The organism is Acidithiobacillus caldus ATCC 51756, from assembly GCF_000175575.2.
Taxonomy (GTDB): domain Bacteria; phylum Pseudomonadota; class Gammaproteobacteria; order Acidithiobacillales; family Acidithiobacillaceae; genus Acidithiobacillus_A; species Acidithiobacillus_A caldus.
In genome coordinates this window covers 2,496,348-2,513,924 of the sequence record NZ_CP005986.1, presented here as the reverse complement: position 1 = coordinate 2,513,924, position 17,577 = coordinate 2,496,348, and the positions used below count along the sequence as shown (strand labels likewise).

The window sequence follows — 17,577 nt, the reverse complement described above, 5'->3', positions numbered from 1 at the left end:
CTGCCCGCCGATGGTGGGTCTGAGCCGTGTCCACCTTACGCCCCGGCGGTTTCGGGCCCGCCCTGCTGCAGCGCAAGGTACGGGCCTTTCCCGATCCCGAGCACATGGCCGGGGACATCGTCGCCGTGGGTGGAGACCTCCGTGCGGAGCGTCTGCTGCAGGCGTACTCCCAGGGTATTTTCCCGTGGTTCAGCGCCGGCGATCCCATTCTCTGGTGGTCGCCGGACCCGCGCGGAGTACTCTTTCCCGCGGCGGTGCATGGTAGTCGCAGCCTGCGCAAGAGCGCCCGTCGTGGCGGCTGGGAGTTGGCCATCGACCGCGATTTTGCCGGAGTCGTGGCCGGCTGCGCCATGCCGCGCGCGGATCAGGACGGTACCTGGATTACCGCGGATATGGCTCTAGCCTATCAGACGCTGTTTCGGGCCGGTTATGCACATTCCTTCGAGGTTTACGCCGGAAGGGATCTGGTGGGTGGACTCTACGGTGTCGCCCTGGGCGGGGTGTTCTTTGGTGAATCCATGTTCAGTCGGGCGCGGGACGCCTCCAAGTGGGCACTCTATGCCCTTGCGCGGCACCTCGAGGCTTGGGGCTTCTGCCTCATCGACACGCAGTTCCTGACGGCCCATCTGCAGCGGATGGGGGCCGTGGAGCTTTCCCGCTTCGAATTTCTTCGCCTCCTTCGACTGGCCCTCTCCGTGGAACCCGCCGCACACTGGTCACCGTCCCTGGAGTTGCTCGAGGGCCGACTCGAGGTATGAATTTCTATCGCAGTCTGCCGCAGGCCTGTCCCTATCTACCAGGCCGCGAGGAAACCCTTGTCCTTAGCGACCCCGCCGAAGCCATCGGTGCAGAGCGCTACAGCTTCCTCTTGCAAGAGGGTTTCCGTCGTAACGGTGCGGTCGCCTACCGGCCCGACTGCCGTCATTGCCAGGCTTGCCTGTCGGTGCGTGTTCCCGTTGGCGATTTCAGGCCCAATCGCAGTCAAAAGCGTAACCTGCGCCGCAATGCCGACCTCCGCCTGGAGTTGCGACCGGCCCAGCGGGAGGCCGAGGCTGAGGCCCTGTTTCTGCGCTACCTCCGGCATCGGCACCCTGGGGGTGGGATGGATAATCAGGGAGAACGCCTCTATCGCGAAATGATGGAAGAGCGGGGCGGCGTGGAGACTGTGCTCCTCCAGAGTTTCCTGGGCGATCGCTTGGTGGCGGTGGCTCTGACGGACGTTCTGGCGGCGGGCTGCTCCGCCGTCTATACCTTCTACGAGCCGGATCTGCCGCGCCGAGGTCTCGGCACCTGGTCCATACTGGCGCAACTGCACTGGACCGCGCGTCTGGGACTGCCCTATCTTTACCTGGGTTATTGGATAGCGGACAGCAAAAAGATGGCCTACAAAAGGCAATTTCAGCCCCTCGAAGCCTATACGCAGGGCACCTGGCAGGTGTTGCCGGCCAACGACCTCTCATGATGTCCGCTACTCCCAACTTCTATTCACCCCTGGCCCTGGCTGGCCTCGCCGGTCTGCTGGGAACGGCTTGGGCGCTGTCTGTCTGGCAAGGCCTTGGCGTAGGTAAGGATCTGCTCTGGTCAGCCCTGCGGGCGACGGTGCAGCTTGGTCTCATGGGCTTCATCCTGGCTTGGCTCTTTCGTCAGGATCAGCCGGCCCTGCTGGTCTCCTTTCTGGTGTTGATGATGCTTCTCGCGGGACGTTTCAATCGGCGTCGCGGTGCGGGCATCCCCCACGCCTACTGGATCGGCGTCGCCAGCATCGCCATCGCCAGCACACTCACGCTGGCCTGGATGCTGATTTCTGGCCTGGTTTTCTGGAAAGGCCAGTCGCTGGTACCCATCGGCGGGATGATCATCGGCAATGCGATGAACGCCGTGTCCCTGGCCTTGAATCGTCTGCGCAGTGAGGTGGATCAACGCGAAGACATGCTTCTGGCCATGCTTGCCCTGGGAGCGACGGAGCGTCAAGCCATGCGCCACCTCTACGCCACGGTGGTGCGCAGTTCGCTGATCCCCACCATCGACAGTCTTAAAAGCGTTGGCATGATCCATATTCCCGGTATCACCGCAGGTATGATTCTGGCGGGCATGGCGCCTGTGGCGGCCGTCTCCATGCAGCTCGTGGTCATGATCATGCTCACGGCTGCCGTGAGCCTCAGCGTGGCCAGTGCCGTTCTGCTGGCCGCTCCGCTGGCCCTGCGTTTTGGCGAAAGCAATCGGGAGCCCGGGTGAATCTTCCGCTCAATCAGCGTTTCCGCGGATTTCTGCCGGTGGTCGTCGATGTCGAGAGCGCAGGCTTCGAGGCCCATCGCCACGCCCTGCTGGAAATAGCCGCCATCGTCATCACACATGCCGATGGACAGTGGCAGCTCGGCCCACGGCACCATTTTCACGTAGAGCCCTTCGCGGGAGCCGAGCTCGATCCCGCGGCACTGGCCTTCAACGGTATCGATCCCTATCAACCATTGCGCGGCGCCCTGCCAGAGGCCGAGGTTTTTGGGACGCTCTATCGCGCCTTGCGTAAAGCCGTCAAGGAGGCCCATTGTCGCCGCGCCGTATTGGTTGGGCACAACGCCCATTTCGATCTGTCTTTCCTGCACGCTGCAGAAAAACGTCTGCGCTTGAAGAACAGTCCTTTTCATCCCTTCAGCGTCATCGATACGGTCTCGTTGGCGGCCCTCGCCCTCGCCGAGACGGTACTGGCAAAAGCCGTGCAGAAAGCAGGCCTCGCCTGGGATGGACGTGAGGCGCACTCCGCACTGTACGACGCCGAGCGCACCGCCGAACTCTTCTGCTGGATAGTCAACCGCTACGATCGTCTCGAGGATGACGCTGGGGCGGCGCTGTCCACCAGCATCTGCTAATTCTGCTAGAATCGAGGTCCTTTGTGGAGGATGCTGGTTTTCCCTTTTTTACGCGCAACTGCGGCGGTCACCGTGCTGGCCGAGCCGTAGTCTGCCTGGAGGATGATTCCGATGCCTTTTCGTTTGCGTATTGAACCCAGTGGCCACGACCTCGAAATCGAGGCCGATGAAACCATTTTGGAGGCGGCATTACGCCAAGGATTCAACGTTCCCTACAGTTGCCGTAGCGGTACCTGTGGTACCTGCAAAGGCCGACTGCTGGACGGTCAGGTAGACTACGGCGATGTGGATGAGACGGTGCTGACGCCGGCGGATCGCGAGAGCGGGCTTGCGCTTTTTTGTCAGGCCATGCCCGTTTCCGATGTTACTGTAGAAATCAAGGAAGTCGGAGCAGCCAAGGGTATCACCATAAAAACCCTGCCTTCTCGGGTACACCGTATCGAGGACCTTGCACCGGATGTGCGGGCGCTTTTCCTGAAGATCCCGGCAACGGAGACACTTCCGTTTCTGCCCGGACAGTATATCGATATTCTTCTGAAGGATGGGGCGCGACGCGGATTTTCATTGGCCAATACGCCCAATGCCGACGGCATTCTGGAGTTGCACATCAAGAGGGTCCCGGGAGGGCGCTTCACGAGCCAAGTCTTCGAGCAGATGAAAGAAAAGGATATCCTACGCTTCGAGGGTCCGCTGGGTACCTTTTTCATCCGTGAGGAATCGACTCGGCCGCTGCTCATGGCGGCAACGGGCACGGGCTTTGCGCCCATCAAGGGCATGCTCCAGTGGCTGCTTGAACACGGTCAGCAGCGTCCCATACAGCTCTACTGGGGTGTGCGGCATCCCCAGGATTTTTACTATGAAGCGTTGTTACAAGAGTGGACGCAGGCCTTCTCCGATTTCACCGTGCACAAGATCGTTTCGCGTCCCGACGCACAGTGGACAGGAGCACGGGGCTACATTACCGAGCATATACTCCAGGACTTCCCCGATCCCAGTGAATTTGACGCCTATATCTGCGGACACCCGGACATGGTCTTTTCCCTGGCCGATCGTTTGCGCGCGGCCGGGCTGGACGCTGAGCATATATTTGCCGATGCCTTCGTATTTGCCAAAAGCAAATAGGACTGACATAATTCCCGCCATGTTGTAGTGAGCAACATTGACTTACAGCACAGCGGGAGCAAAAACATGGAAACAACGGTCAAAAAGCGGCATCGGCGTACGGCAGAGGAGCGTCTGGCGGATCTCGAGGCAAAGCGGCAACAGACGGAAATGCGTCTGCGTGAGCAGCTGGCCAAGATCGAGGCACAAAAGCGCAGCCTGCAGGAAAATCCGCGTCTGCGGCGGGAGCGTGAGGCACAGCGGCGCGCGCTTCTCGATCGTATTACGCGACTGGTACCGGAGTGGGAGCCGACCCAGATTCTTGCGGCGGTAGCAGAAGTGCGCGATCACAGCGGGGGCAATGAGGCCCAGCTACAAGCCTTGAAAGAACGTGGCGAGCAGCTGATGCAGGAACTCAAGCCGAAGCGTGGGCGCAAGCCGCGCGCGGCATTATAAGCGCGCTCGATAGCGGTCCCGGTTAATGGCAAGCGGTATAGAGGGTTCGTCCATCGGATCGCTCCGACGGGCGCTACCGCACCGCTGAAAAGCAGATCGGAAAACGCACGCAAAGCCCTTGGCCCCTGGCCCAGGGCTTTTGCGTGTTGCTCGGATATTGCTTATCTACTGCGCCAACGTCGTAGGGTAGGAATGCGGTGTGCCATATAGGCGCGGATGTACCACGGGGCATTGCGCTTACGCAGTAGTTGGCGTACCCGAGCCTGCATTTGGTCGAGACTGAGATGGGGATCGCGAAACTCACCATGGTCGTAGCAGTAGCTGCAATACAGGCCGCTGGTAGTGCCGTCGGCCTCGCTGCCGCCGCCTTTTGGATCGTATTGCAGAGGCATGCCGCAGCTCTGGCAGCGTCTTTTCTCCAGTTCCCACTGATGCAGTAACTTTTTCATGAAGGCATTATACATCTTCCGGCGCCGTCAGTTCGAGGGCCTCTATGTAGATGTGCGCCATACCCAGCAGGAAGACCACATTGGGAAGGATGAAGATCAGCGCCGTCGCGACGACGAGTCCCAGCCCCTGGCCTAGGGCAAAAAGCGAGCTACTGGCTGCGTCGGTGCCCGCGGCAAGATGCCCGAGCAGGTCGCCATTGCCCAGCAGTATGTTGAAAAGCTGCATGGCCCAGTCGCCGGGGTCGCGCAATACGCTGGCGAGCAGGGGGAAGGCGCTGCTCATGGCCATGGAGTAGCCGGTGTAGAGGACGACGGAGACGATCAGACCAAGACCCAGGCTGAGAACGGTCAGCAGGAGCATCATCAGCAGTACCGAGCCTGGTTTGCTGTGGGCGATGCCCAAGGTGTGTCTCAGGCTCTTGGCGACCGTTTCGCCATGCCAGAGGGCTGGCCCAGACAGGTTGAAAACGATGATGGCGAGCACGAAGACCACGGCATCGACGACCACCGCGGCGGGGAAAATGCCGATGAAAAGGTAGGGCCCGACCCCAGGTAAGGTACACAGGGCAAAGGCAAGGGTCTCCACCAGGAAAATTCCGAACAGCAGCAGGGCTTCCACCAGTAGCAGGCCAAAGAGGCGGGGCAATACCCGCAACCCGAAACCGAGGCTCGCGAAGATACCGGGTAGTTTTTCGCCGCGCGCCTCAAAGATCAGCACCTTGCCGGCCCCGAGGTAGCCGACCCCGATGCTGGCCAGGAAAAACAAGGCACCCACGAGCACGGGAAATTCCGCGTTCGACCACTGACTGAGCGCTTCCCAGATGGTGAATCCCACGGTCGCCGCCAGGATATACACGAGTATGGGTTGCCACAGGGTGATTCCGCGCAGGGCGCGCAGCAATAGGGTAAAGGAAAGATCGCCTTGGCTGGGTGTGTGCTCAAACATGGTGAATTCCGAGGGAATGGTGGCTAAGAGAGCATAGCAAAATCGGACGCGCCGCGCGCTCGCCCCAGGCCATCGCTGAGCCACGTCTCGCCTTTTGGCGTCCCGACCCGCTGTGGTGCTAAACTATGTCCTTCGACCGTTTGGTCGGTTCACGCTGGAAGCTGAGAGGAAGCGGGATGCACGATGCGGAAATGGATCCCACCGCGGGTGACGGGAGTCGGAGGATTCTCGATGCCGCGGAGGAGTTATTCGCGGATCGCGGCTTCGATGCGGTATCCATGCACGCCATCGCCCAAGCGGCGGGCATAAGCAAAGCCAACATCTATCACTATTTCCCAAACAAGGACGCCCTTTACCTCGCGGTCCTGCGTTCAGCGAGCGAGAATCTGCGCGCCTTGCTGCAGGAAGCCATCAATTCTCACGGCTCCGTCCGCGACATTCTACACCACTTTGCCAACAGCCATCTGCAGGCGCTCCTGAAACGACCGCGCCTGGTGCGCCTGGTCTGGCGCGAGATTCTGGAGAAAGGGGCACCGCGTGCCAAAGAGTTGGCGGAGCAGGGCTTCGGTGAACTCTTCGGTAATCTGGTGGGGCTCATTCGCAGCGGTCAGGAGCGCGGCGAACTGCGGGCCGAAATCGATCCCGCCGTCGCCGCCATCCTGCTCATTGCCGGTAATGTTTTTTTCTTTCAGCATCGGGATACCCTGCGCCATTATCCCGAGGTATCCTTTGTCGGTGATCCCGAAGCGTACGACAGGGCCATGGTCGAGCTTTTGCTGCTCGGGATAGCCGCCCCCAATCCCCCGTCTTGATGGTAGATTCGTGCCCATGAATGGTGTCGTAGACCCTGCGCTGCAGGCGGAAATCCTGGTAGAAGCCCTGCCCTACATGCAACGTTTCCAGGGGGGTACCCTGGTCATCAAATACGGCGGCAATGCCATGACGGAGCCGGCACTGCAAGAGCAGTTTGCCCGCGACGTCACCCTGATGCGCCAGGTGGGTATGAATCCCGTCGTCGTGCACGGCGGCGGTCCCCAGATCGGGCGTATGCTGGAGCGCCTGGGTGTGGCGACCCAGTTTGTGGACGGCATGCGCGTGACGGACTCCGCGACCATGGCGGTGGTGGAGATGGTGCTTGGCGGCATGGTCAACAAGGAAATCGTCCACGCCATCAACCGCGCCGGCGGTCGTGCCCTGGGGCTGACGGGCAAGGACGGTCACCTCATCCGGGCACGCCGTCTGGAACGCGCCGATGGCCGCGATCTGGGCTGGGTTGGAGAGGTGGCGCGCATCGACGCCGAGATTCTGCGTTTTCTCGAGGGGGGGGACATTATCCCCGTGATCGCTCCCATTGGCGTTGGACCGGCAGGCGAATCCTACAACATCAATGCCGACCTCGTGGCGGGCGCGCTGGCGGCCACCCTCAAAGCGGAGAAACTCATCCTCATGACCAATGTGCCTGGGGTACTGGACAGCTCCGGGCAGCTCTGTCCCCGCCTGCGGGCGGCAGAGATTGCCCAGCGCCTCGCCGATGGCAGCATCCATGGGGGTATGGTTCCCAAGGTCCAGTGCTGTCTGGACGCGGTGGCTGCCGGCGTCAAGGCAACCCATATCATCGACGGGCGCGTGCCGCACGCCCTACTGCTGGAAGTCTTTACGCGGGCTGGCGTCGGTACCCTCATCTCCGATCTGGATTGAGGAAGCTCACCGTGCCTCAGGCAAGGTGGTTTCCCGGACTACGCGGACGCATGGCGTCGGCACGCAGCGTTTCCGCGCGCTGCGGTTGGCGGCGGCGTCCAATACCCATCTTTCTCTTCGATCTGGACAACACCCTCTACGACGCCAATTGCCACTGCTTTCCGCGCATGCATGCGTTCATCCACGATTACCTGATGCGGCGTCTGGATCTCGACGAGGCCGGGGCAAGCGCCTTGCGTCAGCACTATTGGCGCCGCTATGGGACGACCCTGGCTGGTCTCATGCGCCACCACGACGTGGATCCTGTGGAGTTTCTGGAGGCCATCCATCCGCCGGCACTGGCGGCGACGGTCCCGGAAGACGCCGGGCTGCGGCAGTGGCTGCGCCATCTACCCGGCCCCGCCTTCGTCTTCACCAATAGTGTGGCGAGTCACGCCCGCCGCGTCCTCGCGCAGCTGGGAGTGGAAGATCAGTTTGTCGGGATTTTCGACATGCACTTTGCCAGCTACCGTGGCAAACCCGATGCCGAGGTGTATCGCCGTATCCTGCGGGAGCTGCGGGTGCCCAGCTGGCGCTGTATCTTCTTTGACGATAGCCGGGCCAATCTGCGCACGGCGCGCTGGCTGGGTATGCACACGGTGCATATCAGCCGTCGCCGTCACCCTGGCAAAGGTGCCGATCGGGTGCGCACCCCGATACAGTGGCGCCACCAAGGCGGGTAAATACCGTCCGGGCCCAAGCCGGGCCTCTGCGTGAAGCGCACCGTCCCGGGATCGCGCTATAGCCGCTTCAGAGCAGCGGCTGCAGGGCCTTGACCCAGCCCGGCGCGCCACCGGTGTCGATGGTTACCGAGGCGCTGGTGCCGATGTGTAGGGGCTTCTTCGGGTCCGGATCGAGGATGGTGATGCGTACCGGCACGCGTTGGGTGACCTTGACCCAGTTGCCCGTGGCGTTCTCGGGGGGCAGCAGGGAAAAGGCATTACCAGCGCCACCGCTGAGACTGGTGACGACACCGCGAAAGCGGTGGTTGGGATACATGTCGATGTGTACGTCCGCCTTTTGGCCGGGATGCACGCGATTCAGATCCGTTTCCTTGTAGTTGGCCTCGATCCAGTATTCACGGTTGCCGATGAGGGGAAACAGGTCTTGGTTGACGTTGACCACGTCGCCGACGTGAATCTTGTCCACCTTGCTGACCACACCCGTCAGCGGGGCGTAGATGGTGGTTTCGGAAAGATCCAGCTTGGCGCTGCGCACGGCGGCCTTGGCCGCTTGGATACGCGCCTGGTTCAGGGCGAGTTGTGCTTCCTGCGCGGCCAGCGCAGCCCGGTCGGCACTGAGCTTGGCTGCCGCCGCCTTGGCCGTGGTGGCCTCATTGTCTGCCTGTTGCGCAGACATGTACTTTTGCTGCGCCAGGGCTGCCGCCCGCTGAGCATTGCGGGTAGCGTTCTGGTAATTGACCTGGTCCGCCTCGATCTGGGCGCGTGCCTCGGCGATGTTGGCGTGGATGGCCGTGGTCTGGCGCTCTGCCTGGGCGAGCTCGGCCTCGGCACGCTCCAGGGCATAGAGATAGGCGCGAGGATCGATCTTCAGGAGGGGTTGACCCTCGTGCACCACCTGGTTGTCGTGGACGTAGAGGGCAACGATGTGGCCGGTCACCCGCGGCGCGATGTTGACCATGTGTGCATGCACATAGGCGTCGTCGGTACTTGGATAATAATTGGCGATCTGGAAATAGGCGTAGGCGCCAAAGGCGACTACCACGATGATGACCAGGACAATGAAACGCTTCAACCAACGCATGGCTGCCCTCGCTGCAAGTTTTGTCACGGGATACGCTATACTGCCTGCGACCATCGACCGAGAGCGTTCGGCTTTGACAGCTGCCGCGACAGAATCGCATACTGACCGTTCGGTCGATACCATAGCGTAAAGTCGGATTCCCGGCAAGTTCCGTCCGCACCAAAGAAGGAGAAGTGATGAAAAACCCTGTCAAAATTGCCCTGCTTGGAGTCGCTGCCCTGGCTGTCGCGGGAACCGGTTCGGTCTACGCCGAAGGCTTGCACGTCATTCAGGGAGGACCTGCCTATTTCAGTGCGGGGGTGGGTGTATTCAACGGCGTGGGTGTGCGTCCCGTAAGCGGCCCCAATCCGCGCATACCGGAGCTCGATGTGGAGTACCAGAGTGCGTCCAAGCTCTTTGGAATCGGCGCTCTGTACGGCCTGATGGTGAATACCGATGGCGGCATCATGGGCTATACCGGCTTCTATTCCGACATTGCCTGGGATAACGACCACTGGATCCTGACGCCGGTGCTGGGCTTTGGTGGTTACGACAAAGGCCGCGGCAAGGATCTCGGCAGTACCTTCCAGTTTCGTCTGGAGCTCGGTCTTGCCTATCAGTTTGCCAACGGTTCGCGCTTGGGCGTGAAGATTGCCCACATTTCCAATGCCAAGATCGTGCAGCAGGACCCGGGCGAGAACGAGGCGCTGGTGACCTACTCCATCCCCCTGTCCTTCGGCGACCATTCCTGAGCGCTGTTGCCGGGGAAGGCAAATCCGTTCCTCCCCCGCGCAGCTCAGCTTGCTGGATGCAGTCCCAGACGGGTGAAAAGCTGCTGATCGCGGCTCGGCTCGGCGTTGTGGGTGGTGAGCAGACGCTCCCCCAGGAAGATGCTGTTGGCCCCGGCGAGGAAGCACAGGGCTTGGAGACTGTCGCTCATCCGCTCGCGCCCGGCAGCAAGACGCAGGTAGCTTGCCGGAAAGAGCAGTCGGGCGACGGCGATGGTACGGACGAACTCGATCTCATCCACCGCCGGCGCGTGCTCCAGGGGTGTCCCGGGGATGGGTACCAGGGCGTTGATGGGGATACTCTCGGGCGCTGTCGGTAGCTTGGCCAGTTCCTGCAGCAGGCGGGCACGATCGCGGCGGCTTTCACCAAGGCCGAGGATTCCGCCGGAACAGACCTTGATGCCAGCGTTGCGGACCGCCTCCAGGGTGTCCAAGCGCTCTTGATAACTGCGGGTGTGGATGACCTCACCGTAGAATTCCGGTGAGGTGTCGAGATTGTGGTTGTAGTAATCGAGGCCGGCCTCGGCCAAGCGTTGGGCTTGCTGTGCGTTGAGCATGCCCAAGGTCACGCAGGTTTCCAGGCCGAGCTCCTTCACCGCGCGAACCATGAGCGCAACCCGCTCCAGATCGCGGTGGTGGGGACTGCGCCAGGCTGCCCCCATGCAAAAGCGCTGGGCGCCTCCGGCCTTGGCCTGGGCAGCGGCTTCCCGCACCGCCTCCACCGACAACAGATCCGTAATGGCCAAGGTATCGCTCTGATGGTGAACGCTCTGGGCGCAGTAGCCGCAGTCCTCCGGACAGTTACCCGTCTTGATGGAGAGCAGGGTGGAATGTTGCAGGGCGTTGGCATCGAAATGTTGCCGGTGCACCTGCTGAGCCTGAAAGATCAGGTCGTTGAAGGGCAGTTCGAAGTATTCGAGGATCTGATCAAGGTTTGGGGCGGTGGCGGTGGTCATGGGGCTCCACGGGGGCAGACTGAGACAAAAGAAGATCCAGCAGTTGTCGCTGGTGGGAACAAAGTTCGCTCAAGACCAGGACCTTGCGCCGGGAGTGGGTGCCGTGACGCAGTACGACCTGCCCGGGTCCAAGATCGAGACGACGCGCGAGAAAGGACAGCAGCGCGGCATTGGCGGCTCCGTCCACGGCGCGGGCGCGGAGGCGGATCTTGAGGGCATCACCGTGGTAGCCCACCACGCAGTCGTCCCGCGCGCCCGGTTGCACCTGCACGGTGAGCGTACCCGCCGCCGAGCCGCTGGGACGCCAGGGCGTTTGCATCGCCGGGCAGCACATGGTGTCAGCCACCCAAATTGAGAATGGCACGCACCAGCAAGCCCTTCATAAGCTCGATGAGCAACATGGCGATGAAGGGGCTGATATCGATGCCGCCGAAGAGCGGTACTACCCGTTGAATGGGGTATAGGATGGGTGCCGTGACCCTGTCCAATAAGCGTACCATGGCGTTGTAGGGATCGGGATTCTCCCACGAGAGGATGGCGCGGATGATAATGGCCCAGAGAGCAGGGTCAGGATGAGGCTCGTCAATTGCGCAATGCTGACGCTGAGATTGCTGATCCATTGGTTATGCTCCTCGGTCATCTGGGCCAGTGCACGACCGCGGTCGACGGCGGCCTGGACGGCGCGCTGGGCCAGGGCACGCAATCCCTCCTCCCAGACCGCCAGCGCGGCCGCCGTGGTCCCGGCTGGGCTAGTCACCTGATGCCGCAGGTTGGACGGTGCCATCTGCGCTTCCTTGGCCAGGCGCGCAGCGCCCAGCACCGTCTCTTGGGCCAGGATGCGGGCCGTGGCGCGTGGCAGACCCTGGAAGACGCCGGCATCCTCCAGGGCCTCCAGGAAGAGGAGGACGTAGGCTGGGCCGCTGCCGGCCAGGGCGGTTGCGGCGTCCATGAGTCCCTCATCCTCCAGCCACAGGCAGCGGCCGACAGCGGCGAGGATGGCCTCGGCCGCCGCCCGCTGTTCCGCCGTCACGGAGGCATCGGCATAGAGGGTCGTCATCCCGGCGCCGATCTGGGCCGGGGTATTGGGCATGCAGCGCAGGACCGGCACTTTGGGTCCCAAAAGCCGCTTCAGGCTGGCACTGGTCACCCCGGCGGCAAGGGATAGGAAGATACCTGGACCGGCCTCCAGCGCGGCGCGCCAGCTCGGCAGGATCGTCCCGATCTGCTTGGGTTTGGCGGCATAGACGACCGTGGCGTCGGCGGCGACGGGCACGGCCTCGGCAGCCCGGCTGATGACACCGAATTCACGCGCCAGGGCCTCGCGGCGCTCCAGATGTGGGGCGTGTACGGCGATGTCGCCACCGGCGATCCCGCGGCGGCGCAGGCCGGCAATGATGGCGCGCGCCATGTTGCCGGCGCCGATGAAAATTATTCGCGGTTCGCTCACCTGGTCTCCTGTGATCTGGGGCCGAAAATGGCCGTGCCTACGCGGATCTGGGTGGCGCCCATAGGCAGAGCCCGAGCATAGTCCGTCGAGGTGCCCATGGAAAGGGTATCGATGGCCTGCTTCGGAAAAGTATCTTGCAGAAGTTGAAAGGCCGCTGCCATGGTGGCGAAGTCGGCATCGGCCTGCTCGGGTTCGGGGCGAACCAGGGCCATGAGGCCACGCAGCCGCAGGTGCGGCAGGGTGACGATGGCGCGCGCCAGGGATTCCAGGGCGTCCAAGCCGACCCCACCCTTGCTGCTCTCGCCTCCGGCATTGACCTCGATGAGCACATCGAGGGGTGGCATGCCCGCCCGGGCATGGTTGAGTCGCTCGGCGACGAGGGCACGATCGATGCTTTCCACCCACTGAAAATGACGGGCGATGGCGAGGGTCTTGTTGCGTTGGATGCGGCCGATGAAATGCCAGACGATACCGTCGAGGTCGGCGAGGGCTTTCTGTTTGTCCAGAGCCTCTTGCAGATAGTTTTCGCCAAAGTGGCGCAGACCAAGACCGTAGGCCAGACGCAGACGGGATGCTGCCACCCCCTTGCTGACCGCCAGCAGGCGCACCGTGGGGTATGCCTGCAAGGTCGCCTGCAGGGTACGCAGGCGCGGCAGCATAATGTCTGGGACGGCTTGGGCGGATTTCATAAGCTCGACTATATTAGTCCCCATGGCGTCGTAACCCAACTAGTCGCTCCACACCCTCTGGAGAATCGCCGTGGATATCACCGAACTGCTGACTTTTGCCGTCAAGAACAATGCCTCCGACACCCACATGTCCGCCGGCTTGCCGCCCATGTTGCGCATCCATGGCGACATCCGCCATCTCAATGTCGAGCCCCTGGACGCCAAGACGGTACACGCCATGATCTACGACATCATGAACGATGCCCAGCGCAAATGGTTTGAAGAAAATCTCGAGATCGACTTCGCCATCGATCTGGCCGGGGTGGCGCGCTTCCGTGTCAATGCCTTCAATCAGGACCGTGGGCCGGCGGCGGCCTTCCGCACCATTCCCGCCAAGGTGCTGAGCCTCGAGGATCTGAATGCGCCCAAGGTCTTCAAGGATATCATCAACGTTCCACGCGGTCTGGTCCTGGTGACGGGGCCCACGGGATCGGGCAAATCCACGACCCTGGCCGCCATGGTCGATCACATCAACCAGCAGCGTGCCGACCACATCATCACCATCGAGGATCCCATCGAATTCCTCCACACCCCCAAAAAATGCCTCATCAACCAGCGCGAGGTGGGGCCACATACCCACTCCTTTGCCAATGCCCTGCGCTCGGCCCTGCGTGAGGATCCGGACGTCATTCTCGTGGGCGAGTTGCGCGATCTGGAGACCATGCGCCTGGCCCTTACCGCTGCGGAAACCGGCCACGTCGTCTTCGCGACCCTGCACACGAGCTCGGCGCCGAAAACCATCGATCGTATCGTCGACTCCTTCCCCGGCGGCGAGAAGGACATGGTGCGGGCCATGCTGTCGGAGTCCCTGCGCGCGGTCATCTCCCAGACCCTCCTCAAAACGGCGGATGGCAAGGGCCGAGTGGCCGCCCACGAAATCATGATTGCCAACCCGGCCATCCGCAACCTCATCCGCGAAAACAAGATTGCGCAGATGTACTCGGTGATTCAAACCGGTCAGAATCAGGGCATGCAGACCCTGGATCAGTGTCTTGCGGACCTCGTCCGCGCCCACCGTATCACCCGCGAGGAGGCGCTTCGGCGGGTGCAGAACAAAGACAGCTTCGCTGCCGTCGCCTGAGGTGCAGGATGGCCGCCCTCGAACAGTTGCTGCAATTGATGGTGCAGAAGAACGCCTCGGACCTGTATCTCACCGTCGGTGCTCCACCCACCCTGAAGATCGACGGTCGCGCGGTTCCCATCGGTCAGGAGGCCCTGCGGCCCGGCCAAACCTTGGCCCTGGCCAAGGAGATCCTGGGTCTGGAGCGTCTGCAGGAGTTCCAGCAGGAAAAGGAGGTCAACATGGCGATCTCGGCCAGTGGTATCGGCCGTTTTCGCGTCAATGGCTTCTTCCAGCGTGGCGAGCTGGGTTTCGTGCTGCGCGCCATCAAGACCGACATCCCCACCCTTGAGCAGCTGAAGATGCCCGACGTGCTCAAGAGTCTCGCTATGTCGGCGCGGGGACTGGTGCTTTTCGTGGGGGCAACCGGTTCGGGCAAGAGTACCTCCCTTGCGTCCATGATCCAGTATCGTAACCAGAACTCCCCCGGGCACATCCTCACCATCGAGGACCCCATCGAGTTCCTGCATAAGAATTACCAACGCCGATCTGATCTACAAGGGCGAGGTAGGCCTGCTCAAGGACGCCATGGCACGCACCAACGATGTCGGCATGCAGACCTTTGACCAGTCCCTCCTGAAGCTCTACATGGACGGTCTGATCCATTATGAGGACGCTCTGCGCGGGGCGGACTCGCAGAATGACCTGCGCCTTGCCATCAAGATGGAATGCCTGCGTCGTGGCCTCGAGGATCCCGGCGCGCAGAGCGATGGCGAACGGCAGTGGCGTATCCAGAGCTGATAGCCGATCCCATTGTGCTCCGGTTACTTGGCCTCCTGACCTGGGCGGTGCTCCTCGCCTGGCTCGTGCTCTATTTTGGCCGGGGGCACTTCTGGCGTTGCAGCGAGCGTCTGGCGGCGGTGATCGCGCCACCCCCCCAGTGGCCAGCGGTGGTGGCGGTGGTCCCCGCACGCAACGAGGCCGCGGGTATCGGTCCCTGCGTCCGCAGCATCCTGAGCCAAGACTACCCCGGCAGTCTGCACCTGATCGTGGTGGACGATCAGAGTAGCGACGACACCGCCGCACTGGCGCGACAGGCGGCGGCAGCCGTAGGGGCCAGCCACCGCCTGCAGGTGCTGCGCGGTCAGGATCTACCACCGGGCTGGGCGGGCAAGGTCTGGGCTCAGTCCCAAGGAGTGGCGGCAGCGGGTGATGTGCCCTGGCTCTGGTTTACGGATGCCGACATCCAGCACGGAGAGACGGTGCTCCGCCGTCTGGTGGCCAAGGCCGAAGGGGAGCAGCGGGTATTGGTCTCGCTGATGGTGGAGCTGTCCTGCCAGAGCTTTTGGGAGCGCCTTCTGATCCCGGCCTTCGTTTTCTTTTTCCAGAAACTCTATCCCTTTGCCTGGGTCAATGACGCGCGACACCGCCTCGCCGGTGCAGCCGGTGGTTGCATGCTGCTGTGCCGCGACGCCCTGGAGCGTGCCGGAGGCCTCGCGCGCATGCGCGCTGCCCTCATCGACGATTGCACCCTGGCGGGCCTGCTGAAGCCCATGGGAGCCATCTGGCTTGGCCTCACCCACGACAGCCGCAGCCTGCGCGCTTATCCACGGCTCGACGAGATCTGGTCCATGGTCGCCCGCTCGGCCTATGTGCAGTTGGAGCAGAAGCCCAGCCGCCTACTGCTGGCAGTGACGGGGATGACCCTCCTCTATCTCTGGCCGCTTCTGGCCCTGCTCTACGGAGTACTCACGCAGGTCTGGTGGTTGTGGCTACCCGCCGCCGTGGCCCTTCTGCTCGCCTGGCGCATGTATGTGCCGATGCTGCGTTTCTACTCCTTACCCTGGTGGTGGGGTGCCAGCCTCTTTCCCGCCGCCTGGCTGTATACCCTCATGACCGTCGACTCCGGACGCCGCCATTACCTGGGAAGGGGCGGCGCCTGGAAGGGGCGGCACTACTCCTGACAGCTCGACCTCGGTGCGCCAAGAGCCCAGCTCGGATCACCTCCGACGAAGAATGGCCGATGCCCCAGACTAGCCGCGGTAGTGCAAAAGGTAACGCCACTCGAAGGCGCGTTTGGCGAGGTGCCACAGGGGGCTCGGGATGACCCGCGCCTGCTCCGGGCTACGGTAGACCATGAAGGCGTTGTCGATGCCATCGACGATACACACCAGTTCATTTTTGAAGCGCTTGTCCGGCGCCTCGCCGCGCAGGTACCGGACGATGTTGTGCGCCGCCGTTTCCGCCTGCAGGTCGGCAGCATGGCCCTGCTTGGGTAACCAGTCCGGGCTGCCCTCGTAGGCACCGGCATCGCCCACGACATAGACTCCGGGAAAGCCCACCACCGCACAGTGGCCATCGGCCTGGATAAAACCGCCGGGAGACAGGGGCAGGCCACTGGGCAGGGCAAATTCTGGTCCCGTCATTCCCGGCATGAAGAGGATGAGGTTGGCGGGAATGGTGCCGCCCTCCGTCTCTACCTTTTGGGCGTCGAAGGAAAGGATTTTGTGGCCCAGATGGGTGTGAATCCCACGCCTTTCCATCTCCGCCAAAAGGCCAGATACCGCTGCCGAACCCAGCCGATTACCGGGCTCGCGCATGGGATTGAAGAAATGCAGGCGGATGGCGTCACGCCGACCGCGTCGGCGCAGCCAGGTATCGATACCAAAGAGCAGTTCGAAGATGGGTCCACCGCGAACCGCGCCGGGTTCCGCCGGGTTGCCGGCGAAACCGAAGGCGATATCGCCTTCCTCCAGAAGGGCCAGGCGGTCGCGAATCTGTTCCGCTGCCTCGATACCATCGCAGATGGCGAGGCCATGCTCGATCCCGGGGAGCTTGCGCAGGGAGCGCCCGCCCGTGGCAATGAGCAGAACATCGTTGTCGATCTCCTCGCCTTGGTCACTGCGCACCTTTCGTCCCTGCGCCTCGATGGCCGTCACGCGCCCGGCGTGGAAGTGGATGCGGTTGCGACGGAAGAATGCGTCCAGATCGACGCGCAGTTCAGGCCCCTGGCGCAGGCCCGTGGGCACCCAGATAAGGCTCGGGTAGTAAACGAATTCCGCGCGCGGGGCGAGCAGATGGATTTCGGCGTCCGGCAGCTGCCGGCGCAGGTGACGGACGGCGGTGAGGCCGCCGAAACCGGCTCCCAATATGGTGATTCTGGTCATTTTTCATCCTCCGGTGACCTGTGGATTCCGCCCGGTATGCGCAGATTCCGAGCATCCAATGCGGATGACGCAGGCTTGCTTCCTCAGTATATACCGCGCTCGCGCAATGCGCCGCGGGCGCGGCCAGGGATG

Annotated in this window: 23 protein-coding genes; 14 read left to right on the top strand and 9 right to left on the bottom strand. The window is 62.5% G+C overall.

The window, feature by feature from the left end; all coding sequences use genetic code 11:
• The first annotated feature begins 26 nt into the window (after positions 1-26).
• The 6 genes from aat (at position 27) to ACAty_RS12295 (ending at position 4,424) form a co-directional block, all read left to right on the top strand.
• Positions 27-758, top strand: a complete 732-nt coding sequence (gene aat / locus ACAty_RS12320; protein ID WP_004873249.1) for a leucyl/phenylalanyl-tRNA--protein transferase — start codon at positions 27-29, stop codon at positions 756-758.
• Positions 755-1,462 carry an arginyltransferase gene (locus tag ACAty_RS12315; protein WP_004873250.1) on the top strand — a complete coding sequence of 236 codons (708 nt, stop codon included), beginning with the start codon at positions 755-757 and terminating at the stop codon, positions 1,460-1,462. Before aat ends, ACAty_RS12315 begins: the two co-directional genes overlap by 4 nt.
• Positions 1,459-2,235 (top strand): ABC transporter permease, encoded by a 777-nt coding sequence (locus tag ACAty_RS12310; protein WP_004873251.1) that lies wholly within the window; start codon positions 1,459-1,461, stop codon positions 2,233-2,235. Before ACAty_RS12315 ends, ACAty_RS12310 begins: the two co-directional genes overlap by 4 nt.
• A complete protein-coding gene (gene rnt, locus ACAty_RS12305) occupies positions 2,232-2,867 on the top strand; it encodes a ribonuclease T (RefSeq protein ID WP_004873252.1) in 636 nt (211 codons plus the stop codon). Before ACAty_RS12310 ends, rnt begins: the two co-directional genes overlap by 4 nt.
• A 111-nt stretch (positions 2,868-2,978) precedes the next feature.
• The gene (locus ACAty_RS12300) at positions 2,979-3,989 is read left to right on the top strand and encodes a CDP-6-deoxy-delta-3,4-glucoseen reductase (RefSeq protein WP_004873253.1); all 1,011 of its coding nucleotides are present in this window, start codon (positions 2,979-2,981) and stop codon (positions 3,987-3,989) included.
• A gap of 66 nt (positions 3,990-4,055) precedes the next feature.
• The gene (locus ACAty_RS12295; protein ID WP_004873254.1) at positions 4,056-4,424 is read left to right on the top strand and encodes a hypothetical protein; all 369 of its coding nucleotides are present in this window, start codon (positions 4,056-4,058) and stop codon (positions 4,422-4,424) included.
• Positions 4,425-4,585: 161 nt separating this feature from the next.
• On the opposite strand, the gene ACAty_RS12290 is transcribed toward ACAty_RS12295, so the two are convergent.
• The gene (locus ACAty_RS12290; RefSeq protein WP_226047715.1) at positions 4,586-4,873 is read right to left on the bottom strand and encodes a zinc ribbon domain-containing protein; all 288 of its coding nucleotides are present in this window, start codon (positions 4,871-4,873) and stop codon (positions 4,586-4,588) included.
• A 7-nt stretch (positions 4,874-4,880) separates the two neighbouring features.
• The gene (locus ACAty_RS12285) at positions 4,881-5,819 is read right to left on the bottom strand and encodes a hypothetical protein (protein ID WP_004873256.1); all 939 of its coding nucleotides are present in this window, start codon (positions 5,817-5,819) and stop codon (positions 4,881-4,883) included.
• 176 nt (positions 5,820-5,995) lie between these two features.
• On the opposite strand from ACAty_RS12285, the gene ACAty_RS12280 reads away from it, so the two are divergent.
• The 3 genes from ACAty_RS12280 to ACAty_RS12270 are packed head-to-tail and all read left to right on the top strand — an operon-like array spanning position 5,996 to position 8,239.
• The gene (locus ACAty_RS12280; RefSeq protein WP_004873257.1) at positions 5,996-6,631 is read left to right on the top strand and encodes a TetR/AcrR family transcriptional regulator; all 636 of its coding nucleotides are present in this window, start codon (positions 5,996-5,998) and stop codon (positions 6,629-6,631) included.
• Positions 6,632-6,647: 16 nt separating this feature from the next.
• Positions 6,648-7,517 carry an acetylglutamate kinase gene (argB, locus tag ACAty_RS12275; RefSeq protein WP_004873258.1) on the top strand — a complete coding sequence of 290 codons (870 nt, stop codon included), beginning with the start codon at positions 6,648-6,650 and terminating at the stop codon, positions 7,515-7,517.
• An 11-nt stretch (positions 7,518-7,528) separates the two neighbouring features.
• Positions 7,529-8,239, top strand: a complete 711-nt coding sequence (locus tag ACAty_RS12270; protein WP_014003514.1) for a pyrimidine 5'-nucleotidase — start codon at positions 7,529-7,531, stop codon at positions 8,237-8,239.
• A gap of 67 nt (positions 8,240-8,306) precedes the next feature.
• Here ACAty_RS12270 and ACAty_RS12265 read toward each other — a convergent pair whose 3' ends face one another.
• The gene (locus ACAty_RS12265; RefSeq protein WP_004873260.1) at positions 8,307-9,320 is read right to left on the bottom strand and encodes an HlyD family secretion protein; all 1,014 of its coding nucleotides are present in this window, start codon (positions 9,318-9,320) and stop codon (positions 8,307-8,309) included.
• 176 nt (positions 9,321-9,496) lie between these two features.
• Here ACAty_RS12265 and ACAty_RS12260 point away from each other — a divergent pair, with 176 nt between their 5' ends.
• Positions 9,497-10,051 (top strand): acyloxyacyl hydrolase, encoded by a 555-nt coding sequence (locus ACAty_RS12260; protein WP_004873261.1) that lies wholly within the window; start codon positions 9,497-9,499, stop codon positions 10,049-10,051.
• A gap of 44 nt (positions 10,052-10,095) precedes the next feature.
• On the opposite strand, the gene bioB is transcribed toward ACAty_RS12260, so the two are convergent.
• The 5 genes from bioB to ACAty_RS12240 are packed head-to-tail and all read right to left on the bottom strand — an operon-like array spanning position 10,096 to position 13,179.
• Positions 10,096-11,043 (bottom strand): biotin synthase BioB, encoded by a 948-nt coding sequence (gene bioB, locus ACAty_RS12255; RefSeq protein ID WP_004873262.1) that lies wholly within the window; start codon positions 11,041-11,043, stop codon positions 10,096-10,098.
• Positions 11,015-11,362 carry a DUF167 domain-containing protein gene (locus ACAty_RS12250; protein WP_004873263.1) on the bottom strand — a complete coding sequence of 116 codons (348 nt, stop codon included), beginning with the start codon at positions 11,360-11,362 and terminating at the stop codon, positions 11,015-11,017. The genes bioB and ACAty_RS12250 overlap by 29 nt, the downstream gene beginning before the upstream one ends.
• A gap of 19 nt (positions 11,363-11,381) precedes the next feature.
• Positions 11,382-11,543 (bottom strand): YggT family protein, encoded by a 162-nt coding sequence (locus tag ACAty_RS16535; RefSeq protein WP_238323802.1) that lies wholly within the window; start codon positions 11,541-11,543, stop codon positions 11,382-11,384.
• On the bottom strand, positions 11,486-12,490 hold the full coding sequence (proC, locus tag ACAty_RS12245) for a pyrroline-5-carboxylate reductase (RefSeq protein WP_238323801.1): 1,005 nt from the start codon (positions 12,488-12,490) through the stop codon (positions 11,486-11,488). Before proC ends, ACAty_RS16535 begins: the two co-directional genes overlap by 58 nt.
• The gene (locus tag ACAty_RS12240) at positions 12,487-13,179 is read right to left on the bottom strand and encodes a YggS family pyridoxal phosphate-dependent enzyme (RefSeq protein WP_226047714.1); all 693 of its coding nucleotides are present in this window, start codon (positions 13,177-13,179) and stop codon (positions 12,487-12,489) included. The genes proC and ACAty_RS12240 overlap by 4 nt, the downstream gene beginning before the upstream one ends.
• Before the next feature lie 70 nt (positions 13,180-13,249).
• On the opposite strand from ACAty_RS12240, the gene ACAty_RS12235 reads away from it, so the two are divergent.
• Genes ACAty_RS12235 through ACAty_RS12225 form a run of 4 tightly spaced genes read left to right on the top strand, consistent with a single transcriptional unit; the run spans position 13,250 to position 16,242 of the window.
• The gene (locus ACAty_RS12235) at positions 13,250-14,299 is read left to right on the top strand and encodes a type IV pilus twitching motility protein PilT (RefSeq protein WP_004869054.1); all 1,050 of its coding nucleotides are present in this window, start codon (positions 13,250-13,252) and stop codon (positions 14,297-14,299) included.
• 8 nt (positions 14,300-14,307) lie between these two features.
• A complete protein-coding gene (locus tag ACAty_RS12230) occupies positions 14,308-14,904 on the top strand; it encodes an ATPase, T2SS/T4P/T4SS family (protein ID WP_004869052.1) in 597 nt (198 codons plus the stop codon).
• Complete coding sequence (locus ACAty_RS16530) at positions 14,867-15,079, top strand: hypothetical protein (protein WP_226830230.1); 213 nt, start codon at positions 14,867-14,869, stop codon at positions 15,077-15,079. Before ACAty_RS12230 ends, ACAty_RS16530 begins: the two co-directional genes overlap by 38 nt.
• Positions 15,061-16,242: a glycosyltransferase gene (locus ACAty_RS12225; RefSeq protein ID WP_004869048.1), complete on the top strand. Its 1,182-nt coding sequence runs from the start codon at positions 15,061-15,063 to the stop codon at positions 16,240-16,242. Before ACAty_RS16530 ends, ACAty_RS12225 begins: the two co-directional genes overlap by 19 nt.
• Positions 16,243-16,311: 69 nt before the next feature.
• Here ACAty_RS12225 and ACAty_RS12220 read toward each other — a convergent pair whose 3' ends face one another.
• Positions 16,312-17,445 carry an NAD(P)/FAD-dependent oxidoreductase gene (locus ACAty_RS12220; RefSeq protein WP_004869047.1) on the bottom strand — a complete coding sequence of 378 codons (1,134 nt, stop codon included), beginning with the start codon at positions 17,443-17,445 and terminating at the stop codon, positions 16,312-16,314.
• Between the last annotated feature and the right edge of the window lie 132 nt (positions 17,446-17,577).